At 43.0% G+C, this 22,851-nt stretch carries 18 protein-coding genes; 10 read left to right on the top strand and 8 right to left on the bottom strand.

Annotated elements, in window-relative coordinates; translation table 11 throughout:
* Window positions 1–132 precede the first annotated feature (132 nt).
* Together L0P88_RS08495 and L0P88_RS08490 are read right to left on the bottom strand one after the other, a co-directional pair.
* Window positions 133–555: a hypothetical protein gene (locus L0P88_RS08495; RefSeq protein ID WP_247134169.1), complete on the bottom strand. Its 423-nt coding sequence runs from the start codon at window positions 553–555 to the stop codon at window positions 133–135.
* Between the two features lie 12 nt (window positions 556–567).
* Complete coding sequence (locus tag L0P88_RS08490) at window positions 568–1,104, bottom strand: RNA polymerase sigma factor (RefSeq protein ID WP_247134168.1); 537 nt, start codon at window positions 1,102–1,104, stop codon at window positions 568–570.
* 144 nt (window positions 1,105–1,248) lie between these two features.
* Here L0P88_RS08490 and L0P88_RS08485 point away from each other — a divergent pair, with 144 nt between their 5' ends.
* From L0P88_RS08485 to L0P88_RS08475, 3 genes are all read left to right on the top strand, one after another.
* A complete protein-coding gene (locus L0P88_RS08485; protein ID WP_247134167.1) occupies window positions 1,249–2,223 on the top strand; it encodes a polyprenyl synthetase family protein in 975 nt (324 codons plus the stop codon).
* A gap of 381 nt (window positions 2,224–2,604) precedes the next feature.
* Window positions 2,605–2,964 carry a hypothetical protein gene (locus L0P88_RS08480; protein WP_247134166.1) on the top strand — a complete coding sequence of 120 codons (360 nt, stop codon included), beginning with the start codon at window positions 2,605–2,607 and terminating at the stop codon, window positions 2,962–2,964.
* A gap of 2 nt (window positions 2,965–2,966) precedes the next feature.
* Window positions 2,967–3,446: a hypothetical protein gene (locus L0P88_RS08475; protein ID WP_247134165.1), complete on the top strand. Its 480-nt coding sequence runs from the start codon at window positions 2,967–2,969 to the stop codon at window positions 3,444–3,446.
* Between the two features lie 293 nt (window positions 3,447–3,739).
* Here the strand turns inward: L0P88_RS08475 and L0P88_RS08470 are convergent, their stop codons facing one another.
* The 4 genes from L0P88_RS08470 to L0P88_RS08455 all read right to left on the bottom strand — a co-directional run bounded on the left by L0P88_RS08470 (window position 3,740) and on the right by L0P88_RS08455 (window position 9,819).
* A complete protein-coding gene (locus L0P88_RS08470) occupies window positions 3,740–4,882 on the bottom strand; it encodes a lycopene cyclase family protein (RefSeq protein ID WP_247134164.1) in 1,143 nt (380 codons plus the stop codon).
* Between the two features lie 60 nt (window positions 4,883–4,942).
* Window positions 4,943–6,319, bottom strand: coding sequence for a GH1 family beta-glucosidase (locus L0P88_RS08465; RefSeq protein WP_247134163.1), 1,377 nt, complete (start codon window positions 6,317–6,319; stop codon window positions 4,943–4,945).
* Window positions 6,320–6,340: 21 nt separating this feature from the next.
* Window positions 6,341–7,948 carry an MFS transporter gene (locus L0P88_RS08460; protein WP_247134162.1) on the bottom strand — a complete coding sequence of 536 codons (1,608 nt, stop codon included), beginning with the start codon at window positions 7,946–7,948 and terminating at the stop codon, window positions 6,341–6,343.
* A 785-nt stretch (window positions 7,949–8,733) separates the two neighbouring features.
* Window positions 8,734–9,819, bottom strand: coding sequence for a TlpA disulfide reductase family protein (locus L0P88_RS08455; protein WP_247134161.1), 1,086 nt, complete (start codon window positions 9,817–9,819; stop codon window positions 8,734–8,736).
* Window positions 9,820–10,341: 522 nt separating this feature from the next.
* Here L0P88_RS08455 and L0P88_RS08450 point away from each other — a divergent pair.
* The 6 genes from L0P88_RS08450 (at window position 10,342) to L0P88_RS08425 (ending at window position 19,007) form a co-directional block, all read left to right on the top strand.
* Window positions 10,342–10,863, top strand: coding sequence for a sigma-70 family RNA polymerase sigma factor (locus L0P88_RS08450; protein ID WP_247134160.1), 522 nt, complete (start codon window positions 10,342–10,344; stop codon window positions 10,861–10,863).
* Between the two features lie 97 nt (window positions 10,864–10,960).
* Window positions 10,961–12,127 carry a FecR family protein gene (locus L0P88_RS08445; protein WP_247134159.1) on the top strand — a complete coding sequence of 389 codons (1,167 nt, stop codon included), beginning with the start codon at window positions 10,961–10,963 and terminating at the stop codon, window positions 12,125–12,127.
* Between the two features lie 131 nt (window positions 12,128–12,258).
* Window positions 12,259–15,660 (top strand): TonB-dependent receptor, encoded by a 3,402-nt coding sequence (locus L0P88_RS08440; RefSeq protein ID WP_247134157.1) that lies wholly within the window; start codon window positions 12,259–12,261, stop codon window positions 15,658–15,660.
* Between the two features lie 5 nt (window positions 15,661–15,665).
* Window positions 15,666–17,252 (top strand): RagB/SusD family nutrient uptake outer membrane protein, encoded by a 1,587-nt coding sequence (locus L0P88_RS08435; RefSeq protein ID WP_247134155.1) that lies wholly within the window; start codon window positions 15,666–15,668, stop codon window positions 17,250–17,252.
* Window positions 17,253–17,529: 277 nt separating this feature from the next.
* Entirely contained in the window at window positions 17,530–18,186 is a 657-nt protein-coding gene (locus L0P88_RS08430) for a metal-dependent transcriptional regulator (protein WP_247134852.1), read from the top strand.
* Window positions 18,186–19,007: a ZIP family metal transporter gene (locus L0P88_RS08425; RefSeq protein WP_158778084.1), complete on the top strand. Its 822-nt coding sequence runs from the start codon at window positions 18,186–18,188 to the stop codon at window positions 19,005–19,007. Before L0P88_RS08430 ends, L0P88_RS08425 begins: the two co-directional genes overlap by 1 nt.
* 3 nt (window positions 19,008–19,010) lie before the next feature.
* Here L0P88_RS08425 and L0P88_RS08420 read toward each other — a convergent pair whose 3' ends face one another.
* Window positions 19,011–21,377, bottom strand: a complete 2,367-nt coding sequence (locus tag L0P88_RS08420) for a TonB-dependent receptor (RefSeq protein WP_247134154.1) — start codon at window positions 21,375–21,377, stop codon at window positions 19,011–19,013.
* A gap of 86 nt (window positions 21,378–21,463) precedes the next feature.
* Here L0P88_RS08420 and L0P88_RS08415 point away from each other — a divergent pair, with 86 nt between their 5' ends.
* Complete coding sequence (locus L0P88_RS08415) at window positions 21,464–22,078, top strand: MarR family winged helix-turn-helix transcriptional regulator (RefSeq protein ID WP_247134153.1); 615 nt, start codon at window positions 21,464–21,466, stop codon at window positions 22,076–22,078.
* A 100-nt stretch (window positions 22,079–22,178) separates the two neighbouring features.
* Here the strand turns inward: L0P88_RS08415 and L0P88_RS08410 are convergent, their stop codons facing one another.
* A complete protein-coding gene (locus tag L0P88_RS08410) occupies window positions 22,179–22,745 on the bottom strand; it encodes a Crp/Fnr family transcriptional regulator (RefSeq protein WP_247134152.1) in 567 nt (188 codons plus the stop codon).
* Window positions 22,746–22,851 lie beyond the last annotated feature (106 nt).

Here is a 22,851-nt window from a genome sequence, read left to right as displayed (position 1 = left end):
TTTCTAATCTTCTACAAACCTTGTTTATAATGACGTAGGAATAGGATGAAATTGGACCGAGTTGTGGTTTTTTTGCCTGAAATGGTAAAAAAGCCGCTGAATCTGGGGGACCTACGCCTAACATGGATACGGTTATTCTTTTTCTCCATGGTTTCTCTGTTTTTCCACGTAGGCCTTAAAGGCGGACTCTCCCTCTTCTTTCCAAAACCTATCGTAATATTTCCATTCTGAAAAGTCCTTTCGGAGCGGACCGCAGGACTTTGGGGTTCGCTGGGATTTCCATTTTCTTTTGTATTTCTTTCCCGGGCCATTTCCCCCACCAAAACCAAAAATGATTTTGGCCAGTATAAGGATTCCGAAGGCCTGCCAGTACGTAATGGTCGTTAATCCAAATAGTTCTGGCATCAACCAGTTCCATAATAGCATTACGACATAACCGATAAGGAAGAGCAATCCCACCATAAACAGGGCAAAAAAGAAGATTTTAAAACCCTTGGCCACATAATCGGTTACCTTATGTTCTATCTTTTGTTCCAATTCATTTTTGTAATCCATGATCTTTATTTTTTATGAAGTTATGTTGTGTTCCAGTTTTTTTAAGAGGAGGGACATGGCCCTATGCCTTCTGGACATTAAAGTACCTTCGGGAATCCCCGTTTCCGTTGAAATCTCCCTGTAGGAATAGCCCTCAAAGTCAACGGCAAGAATAATATCCCGATATGGGAGTTTTAATTCCATGATGGCCGTCTTTAATTGATTGATGACGTGCGTTGGATAAGGAAAATCTTCCGTTCCGTAAAACAAGTCTGCAAATTCCGTCCAAAGGTGGTCCAAATCACTTTCCTCGTAGCGTTTTTCCTTTTTTGTCCGCATAGTGTCTATTATTCTGTTCTTAATTGCGCTGTACACAAAACCGGGAATGTTGTTTATGGGCAGCGCACTTTCCGGTCTGGAGAATATCCTAAGGGCCACATCTTGGAGTATATCCTCGGCATCCCTATCGGCCGTATCATCAATTTTAGAGGTAACATACCCTTTTAGTGCATGGTACTCCTCTGCGAAAAATGCCGATATTTTTAGTTGGCTATTGTTTTTCGGACTCATCCGTTAGCATTTTTATGCCCTTATTCACCTTTAAAGACGATGGATTTAAAATCCATTGCATTTTTTTTGAAATTTTCTACTTCTGTTGGACGTGCATACAACTTAATTGTAACAGGCAATGTATTTTTAAGCAAAATTATTCGCATGCAACGCCTTACTTTTTATCAGAAACAGTTTGTAGCGTATTTGGAAAGTTATCAAGGCCCCCAAGAACCCAATGGACTGTATGATCCCGTTGCCTACATTCTGGGTTTGGGCGGAAAACGATTGCGTCCTGTACTTACACTAATTGCCGCTGAATTGTTTGGAACAGATTACCGATCGGCACTGGATGCGGCAATGGCCGTGGAAGTGTTCCATAACTTTTCCCTGGTCCATGATGATATTATGGACGATGCCCCATTGCGAAGGGGAAAACAAACAGTTCATGAAAAATGGGACATAAACACGGGAATCCTCTCCGGTGATGTTATGCTCATTAATTCCTATCGGTTTTTGGAAAGGTATGAGGGTAATGTGCTCAAGGAACTTTTTCTGTTGTTCAACAAAACGGCAAAGGAAGTGTGTGAGGGGCAGCAATACGATGTGGACTTTGAAACGAGGACGGACGTTACCATTCCGGAATATTTAAAAATGATAGAATACAAAACTTCGGTTTTGATCGCTGCCGCTTTAAAAATGGGTGCAATCATAGCTAGGGCCTCCACAAAAAACCAGGATTTGATCTATGAATTTGGCAAGAACCTCGGTATTGCCTTTCAGTTGCAAGACGATTATTTGGATGCTTTTGGAAATCCAGAGACTTTTGGAAAACAAGTGGGAGGGGATATCATTGAGAACAAAAAAACCTTCCTATACCTTAAGGCAATGGAACTGGCGAACGAAAAGGATAGGGAAACCTTACTGCAGGAATTTGGGGTCCAGCTCAAGGATAATACAGGCAAGGTAGCCCTGGTTAAGAAGCTTTTCACAAGAAGTGGTGCCGTGGGGGCCACAAAAAATGCCATTGTGCATTATACCCAATTGGCCTTTGGTTCACTTTCCAGAATTGAGTGCGATGAAGAAGGAAAAAAAATACTGCGATTTATTGGTGAGAACTTAATAAAAAGGGGTAAATAAATAGTTAAGGGGACCTCAAAGTTTGAAGTCATTCGTATAAAGAATGATATCGTTATGGTTATGGGCGGGGCCGATAACCCTTTTGGATTTCATAAATTGTAGTAAGGGTTTGTATTTTGTGTAGTGCCGCATTACGGTTGAATAATCGGCTAGATTAGCCTTTTGTAAAGCTGTGCCTCAGGCATCCACATCATATAAATAGCTGCCAAAAAGAGGTGTCCCGTTAAAAAACCTAAAAGGGATTAAAATTTTCTGTTTTTGAAGAGCAACTTTAAAAAAATACTTTAAGAATGTTTAGAGTTAAGATTAAGTTTTGTAAATCTTTGTTTGAATATATAAAAAGAAATATCTTGCAAATACTGTTGAATAAATTTACAAAAAATGAAAAAATCAATCTTATTAATTCTAGTTTTGGTAGCTTATGCCTGTGATGTTGAAGAATCAGAGGCTGTAGAGACCGCAGAGATTATTGCTGTAGATTACTTAAAAAGTGAACAATCTTTTACCTTTGATGAGGGGTTGGAGTTGGTTAAAATTGAAATGGAATGTTTATATCCATGCGCTCAACAATTTGATAAAAAAACCAAATTTCAATTCGATGATGTCCAGTATGTAGATTTCACTCCTGAAATAATAGGTAATACTGTAATTTTCAAAAAAGAATATAATATACCAGAAGAATATCATAACTATTGGGATAAGAGCAAAAAATTTAAATTAACATTTGAGAAAAAATTCTAGTCATGAGATATTTGTTCGTTCTACTAATTTTTGTTTCTCAAAAAATAGCTTCTCAAACCCTCGAAGTACTGGATGGGGAAGAATATTTCGCAACAATTTTGCTTATTGATGCTAAAAAGGCTGGAGTTGGATTAGGAGCAACTGAGAAAAAGAATAATTATCCAGGCAGGCTAGAAATGGAAATTGTGAACACGGAGGACCCTCAGGGCTTTAAAGTTATACGAGTAGATGTATATCGTCTTTTAGAATCTAGAGGAGGGCGCATTACAAGAGTTTTAGCAAGAAACTTTTCGCAATCTAGACCACTTGAAATTGGGGAAATTGAAGTGTGGGGTGTAAAACTAAAGGGTGGTGTGGCTAAAGCCACTTATAAGGTAATTCTTCCGGCGAGGGAAGTAGACAGACCAACTCGTGTAACTCCAACTAGGGGGCCTACTAGTCCTAGTAGAGGCAATGGCGGTCGGAGTAGGAGTAATCGGTGATACGCATATTTGGGTTTGGTCATAAATTATCCACCTATTTGTATGGATTCGTTTCAATTGGGGTTAGGTACCGTATTTTTTCGGCATTTATCGGATTAGCATTAAAATGCTATCTCCGAATTCGACAAAATTTAGGAATCGCTTTTCAACTTTGAGATTACCATAGATGTCCTTGCCGAATAAGGCGGTACCACAGCATTGAAAACAGGAAAACGAACGGCTTTCAGTGGCTTTTAAAAAGGGAATAAAAAAGGCCGAAACCTCTTGGGTAGGAATTTAAGGAAACCAACCGTTTAAAAAAGCCTGCCCCAAAGCGCCTTGATAAATGGCCATGGTTTTGGGGCAGCCATAATGTACAGTTCCTCAAAGGGGGAGGTGTCTTGGTCCAAAAACTTAAAGATAAGTTGTGGTTTGCGACGTCTAAAAAGGGATTCAAATATGTTCCTTCCCAAATGGTTACTCCTAAAAAGAATATCCAATAGCAAGAGATCATAAAACCAAAATCGGTTCTTTTTCTGAAAATCCTTCAGGGGTTTGTTCAACTTAATATGGTTGACCAACTGTGTTACCCTTCTTGTTGAGCTATAAAAGGTATATCCCGTACTGGCCTTTGCCCAACCTCCAGCAATCCCAATTTTTAAAATACGATCGCTGTTTTCCTGGGCAAAATCATGACAGGTCATGGGGATGTTTCCCTGTTCAATATCCGTTATGGTATACTCCGTTATGCCTAAATCTTGCGCAATGTACTCTTCAATTGCCTTTTCGTATTCCGTCTTTTCCAGAACATTTTCCGAGAACAAGGTATACTCTACCAAGGCCTCGGTTGTGGAAAATGGTAGCACGTACATAAAACGGGTATTCCCTTTCTGCGGAATGGAAAAATCCATAAACGTAGCCGTATCCACATCAAAAACAGGGCGATTGGTCTGTATGAACCATCCCAAAAAGTGCTGTTGCAAAATGGGATATTTGGACTGTGATTTTAGGTTTTGGTACTCAAATCGGCTATCGAATATATAGCGTCCCTCAAAGGTTTGGTTTTTGCCCATGACCAAAACCCCATCGTTTTTTTCCACCAATTCCTGAACGCTTTCTTCCAGGAAATCTACGTTGGGGTAGGCCCTTACCTTTTGCAAATAGTGATTGTAAAAGTCAATGCCCCTTAACATTTTGTAGGAATAGGGGGCAATTTCGGGCTTGATGTCCAGTTTTTCCCCGGCGAAATGAATTTTTGGCCACCTTCGGTAAAGGATATCGTCAAACTGCCCTTTACCCGCTTCCCAAAAGCACCAGGTCCTATCGTTTTTATTTTTTTGATCCCGATCAAGGACTAAAATCGATTTGTCCGAAAAATAGCGGTCATTTCCCAAGGCGTCGGCCAATAAAAGGCCAGAAGCTCCTGCACCAATAATAATGTAGTCGTAGATGGGCATTCCTCAAAGGTAACCATATAACCAGAGCTTACCTATCCCAAATAGTAATGGACCACTGAATTAGATACCGTTTTTGGAAATCACTTCCTTATACCAGAGGGCTGATTTTTTAGGGATCCGTTCCAAGGTTTCAAAATCGACATAATGTAGCCCAAACCGTTTTTCGTAGCCGGATGCCCATTCAAAATTGTCCATAAAGGACCATGCAAAGTATCCTTTGAGCGGAATGCCTTCCGCAATGGTTTGCTGGCAAGCTTCCAAATATCCTTTGTAAAATGCAACCCGTAGTGTATCGTCCACTTTGCCATCTACGAGGACATCGGGGTACGAACATCCATTTTCGGTAATGTAAATGTCGGGCTGATCGTACCTGTCGTTTATCCATCTCAAAAGCTTTCGGCAACCCCACGGAACCACCGCCCAATTCATGGAGGTCACCGGCCAATTCGAATCCTGCAAGAGGGTCACGTCCTGATCTTCCGAAATCCCTCCGTTACCATAAACACTGCTTTCCTTCAATCTCCCATTATGATGGGCGGCATACATGGTCGTGTAATGGTTCAATCCAAAAAAGTCGGAAGTTCCTTTGATCAACTCTTTTTCCTGGTCCGTAAACTTTGGTAGCCTGGACCCCAGCCGCTCCCTCATAACTTGTGGATAATCCCCTTTAAAAATAGGGTCGGCAAACCAGGCCAGAAAGAATTCCAATGCACGTTCAGCGGCTTCCAAATCCTTTTGGTTAAGGGTTAGGGGCTCCCTCCAATCGGCATTATTGGTAATGCCTATTTTTCCATTTTGATGCCCATATTCCTTTCGGTAAATGGTAACTGCCTTGGCATGTGCCAAAATCAATTGGTGTGCAGCACGATAGGGTTCGGTGTTGGATGTGCGTCCCGGGGCAAAAACCCCTTGTCCATAACCCAGCATGGCGGCGACCCAAGGTTCGTTTAAGGTAATCCAGCTTTTGACACGATCTCCAAAACGGTCAAAGCAGATTTTGGCGTAATTGGCAAAATGGTCCGGTAACGTGCTTCCCAACCAACCATCATCCTCCAGTTGAAGGGCCAAAGGCAGATCCCAATGGTACAAGGTCACCCAGGGTTCTATACCGGCCCTTAAAAGGGAATCGATCAATTTGGAATAAAATTGGATCCCTTTTTCATTGACGGCACCCTTACCTGTTGGTAGTACGCGGGACCATGAAATGGAAAAACGATAGGCTTTGACGCCCATATTTTTCATGAGTTGGACATCTTCCTCAAACCTATGGTAATGATCACAGGCCAAATTGCCCGTCTCGTTGTTTTTTATCTTACCGGGAATGGAGGCAAAGGCATCCCAGATGGAAGGACCTTTTCCATCTAAATTGGCCGCTCCCTCAATTTGATAGGAAGAGGTGGCCGTACCCCACAAAAAATCATTTGGAAAATGTTTCATTTCTAATTCAGTATAAGCGTATTATTGGTCTCTGCGTTGATTTAGGGCTTCCGTTATCCCAGCCATTTTGGTATTGGTCAAAGGATACCTTACCATTAGGGCGGCGGCTATAATGGTTATGGTACAGGGGACCCAACTCATCAACATTTTGATTCCGGGAATTGCCGCTGGAATGGTGGACATGTCTTGGCCATCATAATGAAAAGCCCCTAAAATCAGTCCGATAATTGCCCCGGCAATACCGCCCCCAAATTTAGTGGCAAAAGAGCCTGCGGAATAAATTAATCCTGTTGCCCTTCTACCATTTTTCCATTCGGAGTAATCTGCCGCATCACCCAACATGACAAAAAACAAGGTTGGGAACATGGCTGCGGCAAATTCCGAAAGGATGCCTATACCAAATATGGCGATGATGTCCTCCGGACCACAAAATACAATAAGGGCATTTGCCAACCCGGAAAACAGTAGGGCAATCATAAAAAGATTTCGCTTGCCCAATCTTTTCCCCAAAGATGCCGTCGCAATTGCCCCTCCAATGGAAGCCAACATGAGCCCTACCAAATAGGATGCGGACAACAGCTGGTCATTCAGGTAGTGGGTAAAGTAAATGATGGTGATGCCCTGTTTAATGGAATTGTATATGTTGAACAATAGTCCAATTGCCAACAATACCAACCATGGTTTATTTGCAATGAGATCCCTGAAATCCTGTTTCAGGTTGTTCAGCTGACCTTTTGGGGGTTGCACCCTTTCTTTAGTAGTATAAAAAGTGATGAGCATAAATAGCGCTAAGAAAGCGGACATGAGATACATGGAATGGCTGTATCCCTTACTTTGGTCAATAATGGAGAAGGATTCCGGATTTAGGTTTTGCTCTCCGCTCACCAGGAACGAATACGTTTCGCCCTTTTTCATCTGAAAACTCTTTGTATGGGTTGGGGAATCCCCACCGTTATCCACCTTAGTGTCCAACCACACAAACTGGGCTATGCCATTTTCCGTTTTGATGCGTACATTTTCAACATCCTTTGAAGCCGTAACGGCCACCTCGAATTTCTCGGGTTTCAATTCTGCTACCTCTATCAAAGGATTGACATTACCAAAATAAATGACCAAAAAAAGCAAGGCTCCCTGTACAAGCATTCCCCCGGCAAAAGCCCCAACCATCCTAAAGGAACCTATACTGATCCGTTCCTTATCATCTCCTGTCATGACCGCCATTAGGGCACCATAGGGAATGTTGTTGGCGGTATAGAGCAATGTAAACAAGATGTACGTGATGTAGGCATAGACCACTTTACCCGTGTCGCTAAAATCAGGGTTGGTGAACAACAGGGCAAGAATGGCTGCCAATGGAACGGCTGTCCAAAGGATCCAAGGTCGGAACTTGCCATATTTGGATTTGGTCCGATCTCCTAAAATACCCATCAAAACATCACTTATCCCATCCCCAAAGCGTGCCACCAAGAAGAGTACGCCCACGGTTACGGGATTGAGGCCAACAACATCGGTATAATAGATAAACAAAAATGTGGCTACTCCGCGCCAGGCAATATTGGCCGCACCATCACCTAGGGCGTAACCAATTTTTTCCTTAAGGGGAACCTTATGTAGAGCCTCCATCTCCATGGATACGGGTTATGGTTTGCGCTCTAAAATAGCGAAAAATTACAAGGGAAATGATACTTGTCTTTCTTGTAACACATTCAATATCAATGTATTTGAAAAAATAATATTGATTTTTAAAAACACCTGGGAGCAGCTACGGACCGTTAAAATATACATGTGCATATGAACATCAAAGACATATCATAGGTAAATCCACTGTTTTAAAGGAAGGAATGGTGTGAAGAAATAGTATCAAAGTTTTTCTACATGTTTTTGAGAAGGCGGTATGGGTACTACCGGGAATCATTGCTATTTTCCTTAAACGTGTTCCAAATCGATTCACGTTGCCCAATTGAAAAGGATTGAAGGGGCGCTTTTTACCCCTCGTGGAGGTGCTTTATAAAATGGAAACATAGCAGCAAATTATTGAATTATATCTTGTTACATTTAAGCCAGATGGGGCAGAACTGAAATTGCCGATGGCTTTGTAACAGATATAATCCCCAATTTCTTTTTTTATTGGTAAATTCCCGGTCAATATCTTTTAAATTAACAAGTTACAAGATAGATTACGATATTGGGATATTCTCTCCTTAGTCCGCACTGAAGACTTACCCACCTTTGGATAGTGATTGAATTAAACAAAATGATTTTTTAGTTTTGGTTATTGTCTTTCCCGCAAAAATTTACTTTTTTTCATTTTGAAGGTTCCATCTGGTTTTTGGCCATATGTTTTTTAGGTAAAGCGGACAGAAACCTTATTTTTAATAGGATAAAGTGTTTTGGAACAAATAAAAACATGGACGCTATTTATCTAAATTGATACCTAAAAACTCGTTTAATTTCTCGGCGGATAAGTTCTTTTCAATAATCTTTCCATTTGCATCAACTAAAAATGTTGTGGGAAAACTTACAATGTCGAGTTTTCTTGTTTCCAATCCATTTTCATCAAGGTAATGTGACCAGGAAAAATTATTTTCATTGATTACCTTAATCCAATTTGGAATATCCTCAGTATTGTCAACAGATATACTGACTATTTCAAATCCATGCTTTTTATACTTTGAATATATTGGAATATACTTGGGCATTTCAAGCAAACAAGGCTTACAAAAAGAAAACCAAAAGTCAATTAATATGTATTTGTTTTTATGGTTTTTTATATCAAAGACAATAGGTTGGTTATCTAAAGACTTTAGGGATATTAATGTATTTTCAAAGGAGAAGTTCTTTTTTTTGATTAGGTTATTTTTAAAAATCTTATACAGCGGAATATTTTGTATTTCCTTTGAAAAGAAAAGAAGTGCATTTTCATAGCTTTTGTTGTATTCAGACCCTGATTTGCAAAACCGATCAATCATAAGCCAGAGGGCGACATAGGAATTTGGATTTTCCCTTAAATGGTTGATAATTGCATGATCTATATCCTTCGAATGTTTCATCCTTTCTTCCCTCGATTTTGAATGCTTTATATTTTGATAAATAGAATCTAGTTTGGTTGATACCAATAGCTCATATTCCTTTTGGGTCTGGGATTTAGTGTTTTCTGAAATTTGAACTTTTCTATCGCGGTTTATAAAGCTTACAGACAAATTCGTATAACCCTCCTCGATAAAAAAAGGAGTTGAAATACCAATTTTTGGCGAATGTAGGTTCATCATTTGCGGATAGGGGGCTTTCCCTTTAAACGAAAAGTTTCCCTTGTCAACTATACTACTAAAATCGTATAATGTAGTGTCCAGGAATTTTTTGGAAATAAAGCCAGGGTAAACGTGGACTGAATCCAAATTGGCCTCCATTTTACCATGGATTTCAAAGGCAATATTGTCTTCTTTTTCTTTACAACAAGAAAGAGCGGCCAACAACCCAAGAAAGACTAAAACATCTTTCATACATTATATGTTTAGTAGATTATTTTTTAATTCAATGTAGTAAATTTATATGGCATAGGGGCTGGTGGAGTTTTAATTAAAAAGCGTAAGTCTTTCGAGAACAAACTTGGCACACTTGCTAAAGTTTAATCATATTGAACATATAGAAAACTAAAAAGGAACCAAAAAACCTACTTGACTTTTTTAGAACCTATTTGGGAATTTGTCAACAGTTTTCTTATGTCCCTTCCTGCCTGGGCAGTGGGGTGGTTTGCGCAGCACATGGTTGAAATTTTGGTCTATCAAGCACTTCGCATACCTTTAAAAAGGACATAAATTTTCGACCGGTTCAAAATGCTTTAAATGAAATTACCCTGAGCCATAGGAATGAAGGTTTACGTTCCAGGTGAAAAATATTATTTTGTATCTTTCCTTATGCGGATTTGAAATTCCAGGATGCTCCGTTGAGGAATTTTAATCGCACAACATTGTTTGTTCGTCATATTTTGGGGATAGTCCGCTTTAGATTTTGAATTGACCTACATGGATAATCAGTGGCTTGGCACCATAGAAAAACTATTTAAGAAGCAATATCAAGGGCTATGTTTACTTGCCTATAGCTATGTTGCAAATCTTGCCGAAGCCGAGGATATTGTACAGGACGTTTTCATCTCGTTATTGACCCGGGAAAATTACGATGTACGGGATATGGAAGGGTACGTTAGGAAATCGGTGAAAAATGCCTGTCTCAATAAAATCAGACGATCAAAAAAAATGGAACCCATTACCGAGAGTGTATTGAAGTTTCCCCTCAACGAAAATCTGCCAAAGAAAGACCATGATGATGATATTAGAAAGGCTGTACAGAACTTACCCCTGCAATGCAAAAAAGTGTTTGAACTCTGTGCCATGGAAGGGCAAAAATACAGTAGTGCTGCCGAAACCTTAAATATTTCCGTGAACACCGTTAAATCCCATATGAAAAAAGCGTATAGGATCCTTCGTGTGGAACTCCAGGACACGCAATCCCTTCTGCTGTTATTATTAATTTCGTATTGGAAGTAGCCTATTTTTGTTTTTTTTCAATTTTAACATCACCCTTTTTATGATATTCTGTGTCCTACTATAAAAGGGCATACCTATTAATCCATGAAATTGGTTTATGGAAATAGCTAAACTTATCGTAAAAAAACTGACGTCCAATCTTTCCGAGATGGAACAGCGGGAATTCGATTCATGGCTACATTCGTCAAATGAAAACAGGAAAATCTTTGATCGGATAGCGCTGATTCAGAAATCCGGTAAGGATATCAGGGAATTGGAAACCTTGGACGAAACCGCCGTTTGGGAAAAGGTACTCCAGAAAATTGACCCAATTGGCCCCTCCCCAAGAAAGCCGCTTTGGACAAAACCTATTTTTAGATATGCCGCTGTTTTTATTGGCCTTTTGGGTATTGCCGCTTGGTACATGTTCAATTCGGTACAAACCTCTGAAGAACGGCTGCCGATGGTCGACAAAAATGCCATTACCCTGCAGTTGGAAAACGGAGAGGTGAAAGTATTGTCGGAGGACGGGTCTTTAACGATCAAAGATGATGAAGGGAATGTTGTGGTGGCCAAACAAGGGACCAACCTCTCGTATTCGGATTCGGTCCCTGTGGATAAATTGGTCTATAATACGTTAACGATTCCCTACGCCAAGCGATTTGGGATAACCCTTTCAGATGGTACCAAAGTACACCTCAATTCAGGTTCTTCCATAAAGTACCCGATCAAGTTCATCAAAGGGCAGCATAGGGAGGTATTTTTAACGGGCGAGGCCTTTTTTGAGGTAAGCGAGGATACAAAACGTCCTTTTATCGTTACCAGTAATGATTTGGTCGTAACGGTATTGGGCACGGCTTTCAATGTAAAGGCATATCCCGAGGACAAGGAAATAAATACGGTTCTGGTCTCTGGTTCCGTAGGCCTTTCCAATAAGAACAAACCGATTGCCGAGCCCATGATACTGGAGCCCGGACATATGGCCTCCTGGGACAAAACCAACGATGCCATGATCATGGAAGCGGTAGATACGGAACTTTACACCTCATGGATCCATGGGAGACTGGTGTTGAAACGAACACCTTTTGCACAGATCATTCCCAAGTTGCAACGGTTTTATGACGTATCCATTACCAATGATTACCCAAGCTTAAATGATAAGGTGTTCACGGCGAGCTATGATATTGAAACCATTGGGGAAGTAATGGAATCCCTTAGCGAAATCATCCCTTTCCATTTTGAGGTCCATGGGGACGAAATCATCATAAACAAACCCGAAAATTGAACAAACTTAAAATACCATTGCCCATGAAATAAATGCCAAAAAAACCACAGATAAAAAAAATCGGGAAATGCTGGTACCATTCCCCGATGGATCAATAATCAACTAGTAGTTAACTAAAATCCTTTAAAATTATGGAAAAATTCAAAGGAATTGGATTTTTTGAGTCCAATTCCGTTAAAATCGGCCTAGCGGTGAAGCTCACGCTCTTTCTCTTACTAGCCTCCATCCTATCGATACATGCCAATATCTATTCCCAGCGGGCCAAGGTTAGCCTAAACTTTGAGGATACGGCCATGCAACGGGTACTTGAGGAAATAGAGGCCCTCACGGACTTTAAGTTCGTGTATATGAACGATGAAATTAATGCGGACCAACGGGTTTCCCTGTCCGCAGATAACGAAAGGTTATCCAGCGTTTTAAAAAGACTGTTTCAACAAACGGATATCTCCTATAAGTTAAGACGAAAACTGATTATCCTGCGTTCCCTTCCCGTGCCGAAGGCTGCCGAGGTGATTCCCCCACCAGAAAAAAACGAGGAAAATCAACAACTTCAAGTATCGGGTACGGTAACCGATGTGAATGGTAGTCCCTTACCAGGAGCAAACGTTCTTGAAAAGGGTACGCAAAATGGGGTGGTCACGGATTTTGATGGCAAGTTTACCATTTCCATTCAAAACAGTGACGCCGTGCTGGTCTTCTCGTATATAGGTTTTGAGGCCAAAGAGGTAAATGCTACCCCAGGTCAGGAAATGCTGGTTCAGCTCAGTACGGATACCGCCCAATTGGAGGAGGTGGTATTGGTGGGCTACGGGGTACAGCGAAAGTCCGATGTAACCGGTTCCGTGTCCAGTGTGGACGGCGAAGCCATTCTACAAAGACCGGTGGCCAATGCCATACAGGGCCTGCAGGGCCGGGTTGCTGGGGCCAATGTGTACCTGAATTCCGGAAGCCCAACCGCCCAGCCACGGATTATTATCAGGGGACTGGGCACCATTAACTCCAGTTCCAACCCCCTATTTGTAGTAGACGGGGTGGTCATGGAAGATTTTCAGTTTCTCAATCCCAATGATATAGCCAGCATGGAGGTGCTCAAGGATGCCTCTTCCACGGCGATCTATGGTGCACGTGGTGCCAACGGTGTTATTCTGGTTACCACAAAACGAGGGGCAAAGACCGATGGGTTAACGGTCTCCTATGACGCCTTTGTAAGTGCGGGGACATTACGGAAAAAGTTGGATCTGCTCAATGCCGAGGAGTTTCTGGAAGTAGTGGAGACCGGTTTTGCCAACACTCCAAAATATAGGGACGATATTACCATAGCACCCATTTTGACCAGGGAGGATCCCCGGCTTTTTGATGCTCAGGGCAATCCCCTGTACGATACGGATTGGCAGGAAGAAGCCACCCGTACGGCCTTTACGCACAACCACCAACTGGCCATTCAGCAAAGAAGTGGGAACTCTTCGGTCGGGGTCTTTTTGAATTTTGCGGACATTGAAGGGATCATGCTGAACAATGATTTGGAGCGTTGGAACGGAAAATTGGCCTATGACACCAAAATAAGGGATTGGCTATCCTTTGGGGCCAATGTATTGGTGAACTATACTGTAGAGAACTCATTTCAAGAAGGTGGGGGAAACCAAAATCCAAGGCGTACCATGATCGAGATGCCGCCCATATTCCCGGTACGTTTTCCGGACGGTAGCTGGTCCAACAGCCGTACCATAACCGATAACTTTAATTTGGAAGCCATGGCCAATCCGGTCCATGTCCTGGAAACCGAGGTCCGCCGTAGGTTGCGAAACCAGATATTCGGGAATGTTTACTTTGAGTTCAACATCATGGAGGGATTGGATTTTAAGACCCAGTTTGGTATCGATAAGCAGGACCGAACCTTTCAAAATTTTCAACCGAACGATTTGCTCAATATTTCGGCACCTCTGGGCAGTGCGAGTGTTGCGGAAGAAAAAGTAACCTTTTGGCAACAGGAGAATTTCCTAACCTATAACAAATCCTTTGAGAATTCACGGATCAATGCGATTTTGGGAGCGAGTTGGCAACAGCGGACCTTCTTTGGATTCAGTGCAAGATCGGAAGGGTTTCCGGACAATTCCCTTTCTTTCTATCGCTTACAATCGGGCAGTATTTTTGGCGAGCCTAGATCAGGTTACAATGATTGGTCCATCAATTCCTATTTTACAAGAGTAGGATATACCTATAAGGACAAGTATTTGGTGACCTTGACCGGTCGTGTGGACGGTTCTTCCCGTTTTGGGGACAACAACAAATACGGCTTCTTTCCCTCCGTAGGTTTGGGTTGGGTGCTGTCCGAAGAGGATTTTCTTTCGGAGTCTTCCTTTGTGAACCGGTTAAAACTAAGGGCCAGCTATGGGGTCACCGGTAATACGGAAATAGCTCCCTACTCCACCTTGTCCACTATTACCTCGGGTACGGCGCTGATCAATGGCCAACGGGTGAACGATAGTTTTGTGGAACGTCTTCCCAATCCCGATGTAGGCTGGGAAACCACCACCCAATTTGATGTGGGTGTGGAATTGAGCACTAAAACAAATCCACAGATCAATCTGGAGCTGGATTATTATTACAAACTTACCGAAGACCTATTGCTCAATAGACCTATACCGCGTTCCACGGGTTTTTCCACTATCCGGGATAACATTGGTTCCATCTCCAACAGAGGGGCGGACATCTCCATAAGTTCGAAGTATTCCAAGGAGAATTTCTTTTGGGAGTCCGTGTTCAACATGAACTATAATATTAACCGAATAGAAGAATTGGGAGCCAATGACGAGGATATTTTTCCTGGGCCGGGCTTTGTTTCCGGTAGTAACACCATTCTGCGTGTAGGCGAACCGGTTGCCTCTTTCTGGGGTCTGGAACGCCTAGGTATTTGGGGTACGGACCAAGCTGCCGAAGCTGCGGCGGTAGGGGCGCTGCCCGGAGAGGCAAGACGCTCTGCAGAGCGTACCATTATCGGTAACGGGCTACCCGTATGGACAGGGAGTTTTATCAACAACTTCCGTCTGGGCAGATTTGATTTTACCATGGACCTACAGTTTGTTTTTGATGTGGATATTCTACAGCAGGCCCTTCACTCCACGGAGGACAGGTCCGGTATTGCCAATGGTTTACGTACCATATTAACCGAAGGATGGACCCCCCAGAACCAAAATACCCAGGTTCAGGAAATCCGAAATCAAGGGACGTCCGGCCAGAACAGTCAGGTAGATAGTCGTTGGGTGGCGGATGGCTCGTACCTTCGGGGTAATTTATTCACCTTGGGCTATACCCTCCCTGAGGAATTTGTCAATTCCATAGGCCTTAATATGCTTAGGGTATATACAAGTGTGGACAACGCGTTTGTTATACAGTCCGATAGTTTTCAGGGCTTCGATCCTGAAGGCTCCTCATATGACCCAAATTTGACCGGTGGTCAATTCGCTCAGAACATTTTCTTTTTTCAATATCCAAGGCCCAGAACCTTTACCCTTGGCTTTAACCTTAATTTTTAATGGCTATGAAAACTTTAAGAATACTAGGCTTTTTGAGTTTTGTGCTATTCACGGTATCCTGTTCCGACTTTTTGGAAGAGGAACCGCGGGACCAGCTAAGTGTCGATCAATTTTTTACGGAGCCCGGCCAGGCACAGAGTGCCGTAAACTTTCTATATCAGAATGGGGCTCCGGATATGTTTATAGAGCAAGGAGTGTTCAGTGGAGCACGGGTCATGTACCTTCAGTACCTTTCCGGTTTCTTCGATAATGAGTTCAATGGCCAGGAGCGCCAGGTAGATCTTGCCCAGCAATTGGCAATTTCCCCTACGGAAATTGACGCTACATTAAATAACATTTGGGAAGATCTTTATGTGGGTATCTCCGGTGCCAACCTGGCCATTGCAAATATTCCCGATACCCCGGGCCTTTCCGAAGCGGAACGGAGTGATTTATTGGCACAGGCGAGTTTCTTTCGTGCCTTTGCCTACTTCTACCTGGTCCGTATGTTTGGGGATGTACCCCTAATTCTTGAACCCGTGGGCAGTGTGGACGAGATTTTTGTGGCCCGCGCCCCGGTTTCCGAAGTCTATGCCCAAATAGTGGCCGATTTGAACATTGCCATTGCAGCAGGAAGTCTCCCTAGTGGTACTATGGTAGATAATGGTTTCCGAATCACTACGGAAACCGCCCAGATGCTGTTGGCAGACGTATACCTCACCATGAGTGGATTTCCCCTGTCCCAGGACAACTATGCCAATGCGGCAACCGCCGCACGTGAGGTAATCAATAGTGGGGCTTTCTCCCTTACTACGCATGATAGGGATGGGGATGGAAATGTTATACTTGAAAACAGTGCCTATAACAAAATGCGCTTGGCCAAAACTTTGGCCAATGACTATATCTATCAAATAGAATACGAGGTAGGTATCCGTTCGTTTCCTTATCCACAATGGTCTTTTCCGGCCTCCGTCAGTGGTTCGGTGGGGTCTGCCTATGCAAATATCCAAAATGCGTACGGGCCAAGACCCGAACTTTATGAGCAGTACAATCAGGTTCTTGACCTTAGGGCCCAGGAAAAGCAGTATTTCCATACCAGCTTTGTGACGGGTGGCGGGGATGAGATTACCTTTCCGGTAACCCCTTATATCTGGTTGGACGAAGAACCGTTCTTTACTACGGCGCAGTCCTCCAAAAATTTGAGGGTATACAGCTATCCGGAGGCCTTGTTGATCGCTGCTGAGGCCATAGCCCAATCCGAGGGGGTAACTGCCGAAGCGGTGGATTACCTGACCCAGGTAAGGGCCAGGGCGTACTGGACCACGGACCCCGAGACCATACGGACAGCACTTGCCGGGCTTTCCGTGACAGGTTTTGTGGAGGAGGTTTGGAAGGAACGAAACCGCGAATTGATATTCGACTTTAAGCTTTGGTTCGATATGGTACGGACACGTTTGTATCCTTCAGGTTCCAATGGCGATGTAACCTTTTTTAATTTGGTGGGAAGGCAGAATACCTTTGGCCAAATCTTTGAGGAAAGACATTTGTTATTGCCTATCGCGGACTCCGAAATGCAACGGAATCCAGAGTTGGTCCAAAATCCAGGGTATTAAGTTTTAAAAGAATCAATAAATAGTTAGTTTAGTTTAAGTTAGTTAGTTAAAACCGGTGTACGTTCCGTCGCCGGTTTTTTTTGGCACCTAAAGAAACTATCTGGGGACAGGGGCATAGCAGTACCGTCATTAAGACCACTGCACCCCGGAACCCAAAAAACGGACTTGCTTTATTTTAACCTTTAACCTTTAACTTCTAACTTCAAAACCCTAAATTTAGACGAGTCTAAAAATACTTTTTGATAAATAAAATGTATTTTTGCGGAAAGCTTTTTTCTTGACACGGGCCGAAGAAAACTATATCAAGACCATTTTTCATTTGGGAGGGAATGAAACCCAGTTGATCTCTACCAATTCCATTGCAGAGGAGATGGAGACCAAACCCTCTTCCGTTACGGACATGGCCAAGAGATTGGCCCGCAAGGGTTTGGTGAATTATGTGCGTTATCAAGGGGTGACCTTAACCGAAAAGGGTAAAAAAACGGCTTTGTCCATTGTTAGAAAACATCGACTTTGGGAAGTGTTTTTGGTAAAAAAGTTGGATTTTAATTGGGATGAGGTCCATGAAGTGGCCGAACAATTGGAACATATCAAAAGTGAAAAGCTGATCGATAAGATTGATGAACTGCTCGATTTTCCCAAGTATGATCCCCATGGCGATCCCATTCCCACCAAAAGTGGGGAATTTCAAGAACGGGACAAGCAATTGTTGAGCGAGCTACCGATGATGGCCAAAGGGGTCTGCGTAGGGGTGAAGGATACCTCGTCTTCCTTTCTACAGTATTTGGACAAAAACAATATTGCCCTTGGTCATTCCATCCAGATATTGGAACGGGAAGATTTTGATGATTCCATCGAAATAGCGATTGATGGTCGTCGGTTGCACATATCCAATCAAATAGCGTCCAACCTTTATGTAAAACAACACGACTAATGGAACAGCTAATTACGTATTTTGAAAGTATTGATCCCATCTTGGCCGCGCTGTACGCTACCCTTTTTACCTGGGGGTTGACCGCCGCCGGGGCCGGATTGGTCTTCTTGTTCAAAAGCCCAAACCGGGCACTGATGGACGGGATGTTGGGTTTTACGGGAGGTGTCATGGTCGCCGCGAGTTTTTGGAGCTTATTGGCCCCGGGCATAGAAATGAGTGAGGGCGAAGGCTTTGTAAAGGTCATTCCGGCCGCGATAGGTTTTTTATTGGGGGCACTGTTCATTTTTGGACTCGACAAGGTAATGCCGCACTTGCATATCAATTTTAAAATAGATGAGGCCGAAGGGGTAAAAACGCCCTGGCACCGTACCACACTTTTGGTATTGGCCATTACCTTGCACAATATTCCGGAAGGATTGGCAGTAGGTGTGCTCTTTGGAGGAGTGGCCTCCGGTTTTGAAGGTGCCACTATTGGAGGTGCCATAGCTTTGGCATTGGGAATTGGATTACAGAACTTTCCTGAGGGTTTTGCCGTGGCCGTTCCCATGCGGAGACAGGGGTTAAGCCGAAGGAAGAGTTGGATGTATGGCCAAGCTTCTGCAATTGTGGAACCCATTGCCGGGGTGTTGGGGGCATGGGCCGTCCTTACCTTTGAGCCTATTCTGCCCTATGCCTTGGCTTTTGCGGCCGGAGCCATGATTTTTGTGGTGGTTGAAGAGGTCATCCCGGAAACCCAACGGGATAAATACACCGATGTGGCCACTATGGGCTTTATCGGCGGATTCATTATAATGATGACCCTGGATGTGGGGTTGGGGTAACACTCAAAAATCCACAACAATTCCTATACTCGGTATAATTTGGCCGGTATCACTTTCAATGGCCACAAGACTTCTGGGTTCTATTATGGTACCGTCCGTACCCCGCGCCAATCCAAATTCAGTGGGTTGCGGAATTTCTTGACCCAAAACGTTTTGTGCTTCCACAAAAACGTCCAGGGAAAGCTTTTTCAAGTTCCATTTTTTGTCAATCCTAATGTCCAATTGGCTAAAAATGGCCAAGTTTTCCTCTCCAAGGCGATTATAATCGAGGACCACTTCCGGATAATTGGCCAAAGTGGCCTCCAGATCGGTCGGCACAAATGGTGTTTCCCCCGCAAAACGGTAACGGGCACTGATTTCCCAGTTGCGTTTTAATTTATATCCACCCACAAAGGAAATAAGATGGCGGCTGTCCCAGACAGACGGTAGAAAAGTGTTCCTATCAAAACCGGTAAATTCACTGTAAAACCAGGTGTAGGAGAAAATACCGTAAAAATTGTTCGATAGCTTCTGTTGGAACTGTAGCTCGGCACCATAACTTCTTCCCCGGCCCACGGTTTCCACATCCTCACTGCCCAACACCTCAAAATCAGCTCCCTTATTGGCCAGGGAAACCCCATCCAGGACAGAAACAGGATAATCGTCATACCATTTGTAGAAACCCTCCAATGAAATGCTGGATGAAGGCCCAAAATAATGTTGTAGTCCCAAAACAAGGTGGTCACTTTGGGTATACCGCACATTTTGGTTCACTAGATCCCCTTCATTGTTTCTAAAGCCAAGAATGGTATAGGGGGGCAACTTGAAATAGCGGCCCAGGGAACCATTGACCCTCCAGTTTTCTGAAAACTCATAGGATAGGGACAATCGGGGCGAAAATGTGGACAATAGATTGTCCTGTTCGGTAAAAGTGTCATCATCCAATCGAAAACCAAATGAAAAATCGAGTTTATCATTAAAAAAGGACTTTGTAACGTTGGAAAAGAATCCGTATTTAAAAAAATCTATTGACGAGTTGAAAGCAATATTGTCCGTTAGGTTTTGCGTTTCGTTTTCATAGTCGGAGAATTGTACGTTAAGACCGGAGTTGAATTTCCAATCCCCAAAGAACTTTGTCAGGTCATAGCGCAGTTTGGTCTCGGATTCGGTGGCATCGTTTCTAAAGATTACACCAACTTCGTTTTCCGGATCTTCATAGCGGGTAAAGGTGTTCACTAGGGTATTGTTGCTCAATGTGGCCTGCATAAACCCGCTACCGTCTTTGAATCTGTTTTTCCAGCTCAGTCCAATGGCATTTGTCCGTTGTTCGATAAAGGGCGCCTGATCCAATTGCGCTTGTTGTTCAGCCTCGAATTCTTCTGGTGCTTCCACCGAAAAATCATCAATAGATCCCAAACCAATGAGGCTGATATCATTGTACGAATCGATTTTATGATTGATTTTATACTGATAATCCCAATAATTGGGTCGGAAGGGCAGGCCAATGACTTCAAATAGAAATTGAAGGTAACTTCGTCTCACCGAAGCGAGAAAAGTTGTTTTTGACTCGTCGGCACTTTTTTTGAAAAGGGGCCCTTCCAGGGTTAGGGCCGCTTCACTGGCGCTGACCCTAAAATTACCATTGAAATTGCGACTATTGCCGTTTCGCTGACTGAATTGAAGCACCCCGGATAACGGATTGTCATACCTGGCCCCAAAAGCCGATGTGGACAAGGTAACGTTATCAATAAAGGAGACATTTATCATACCCACAGGACCACCGGCACTCCCCTGTGTTGAAAAGTGGTTGATGTTTGGAATTTCCATGCCATCCAGATAATATACCGTTTCATTGGGCGCTCCACCACGAATGATTAAGTCGTTACGGAAGCCACCAATGGAAGGGGACACTCCGGGAAGTGTCTGTGCTACCTGGACCACATCATTATTGCTTCCGGGATAGGTGGCAATTTCAACTGCGGATAATGATTGCGTGGATAAGGGGGTTTCTTTGGGTCTACTTATGGTATTGGCGTTGGAAACCACAACTTCATCCAATTGCTGGGCCGCTTCCTTAAGTATAAAATTATAATTGGGCGTACCTTTTGAACGGATAATGACATTGTATTGGGTCTGGGTCTCGTATCCAATATAGCTTGCGATAAGGTTGTACGTTCCAGGAGTGATGTCCAGGATTTCATAATTGCCATCAAAATCGGTTTGAGCCCCTTTTTCGGTCCCTTCAAGATAAATGGATGCCCCTGCAATTGGTGCGCCCAATTCATCTGTTACGGTTCCATACAAGGCCGTAATGATCTGTGCATTGGCCAGATATGAAGTAAACAGGAGAAATAGCGGTAATAGCAGTACAGTTGACCTGATTTTGTTCATTTTGTTTTATTATTTAGTACAAATATTAAACAAAAAGATACTAAAAAAGAGTATTTTTAATTAATTTAGTGTTAAATAGTGGTTTTATGGATGCTTATGATCTAACCAGGGAACTGGTTTTGCTCGTGGGGGAATTTAAAAAGGAGGACCTTGGGGGACATGGTGACTTGGTTGCCTTTTTGGAATGGTTGCATGCGAGGAAGGATGCCAGGACCGGAGCCAACATACTTTCCATAACCGGACATAGCGTTGAAGCCGAACTGGCTGCCCATCTCGGCAGACTGAATCGCTATGCCAATACCTATATAAAAATGGTTTTGGAAGGCACCCCTTTCACTACAGCCATGGAATTTACCTTTTCTGCTGTTCTTGATAAAAACGGGGAAGTGGCCAAAACGGATTTGATTCGCATGATGGCTTTTGATAAATCCACGGGGATGGGGGTCATAAAACGGTTGCTGAACAAAGGGCTTATCGAAGAGTTTCCCAATCCGGAAGATAAACGGAGCAAACTCCTACGGTTGACCCAGAACGGCAAAAAAGCGGTGGCATTGGGGTATCAAACCGTACCGGGTGCCGCAAATATGATCTCTAAAAACCTGGAGGACGATGAAAAGCAAGAATTACTGCACTTGCTAAAAAAACTGGATGGTTTCCATTACCCCATTTATTTGAATGGTCAGGAAAGGGCGTACCTCTAAACCATACTCCATAGGTAACATAGGTTTGAACTGGATAATCCTACAATAAGGTTCCGTCATTGAAATATTTTAAAATAGTGTCCCTTGATCATGGGTTGGCCTAAAATTCATTCCGTGCTTTGAGTACCCTATTCAAACTTCTGGTCGTAATACCCAAGTAATTGGCAATGTCATTTTTTGGGATTTCATGGAGTAGGTCGGGAAACTCATTCAATAATCTTCTAAGGTTCGCCTCCAGCGAATGGGATTGATTGTAGGAATGCCGCAAGGCGGTATACCTGATTTTTGAGGCCATCAACTTCAGTACAAGTGCATTGAATTTGGCATCGTTCTGTATGAGGGCGAGAAATGCTTTTTTGGGTATTTTATAGTAGGTCACGGGAGTAAGGGCCTCAATGGTGCAAAAACTCAACTCTTCCGTAAACATTTCCAATTCGCCAAATACTTCCCCGGCACCAAAAAATTCCTGGATAAAGTCATTCCCGGTGTCCTCGGTCAGATAACATTTTGCCAATCCTTCCTTTACAATGGAAACATGAAAGACAACGGTCCTTTGCGTAATGATCTTTTCCCCTTTGGGCGCTTCCTGCTCAATAATGGTATGGGCGGAATCCAGGCTCTTCAATCCAATGATATAATCCAAGAATGCTTTGTTCTCCCGTATCATTTTTTAATTGAGGACAAATGTCCTTTATAACCTAAGAAAGCTGTTATTTCTTTACCAAAAGTATAAGAACTCAAGAAGAGTTCCAATGGATAGAGGATACGACCAT

It is taken from the genome of Muricauda sp. SCSIO 64092 (assembly GCF_023016285.1).
Classification (GTDB): domain Bacteria; phylum Bacteroidota; class Bacteroidia; order Flavobacteriales; family Flavobacteriaceae; genus Croceivirga.
This window is presented reverse-complemented; position numbering and strand designations above follow the sequence as displayed.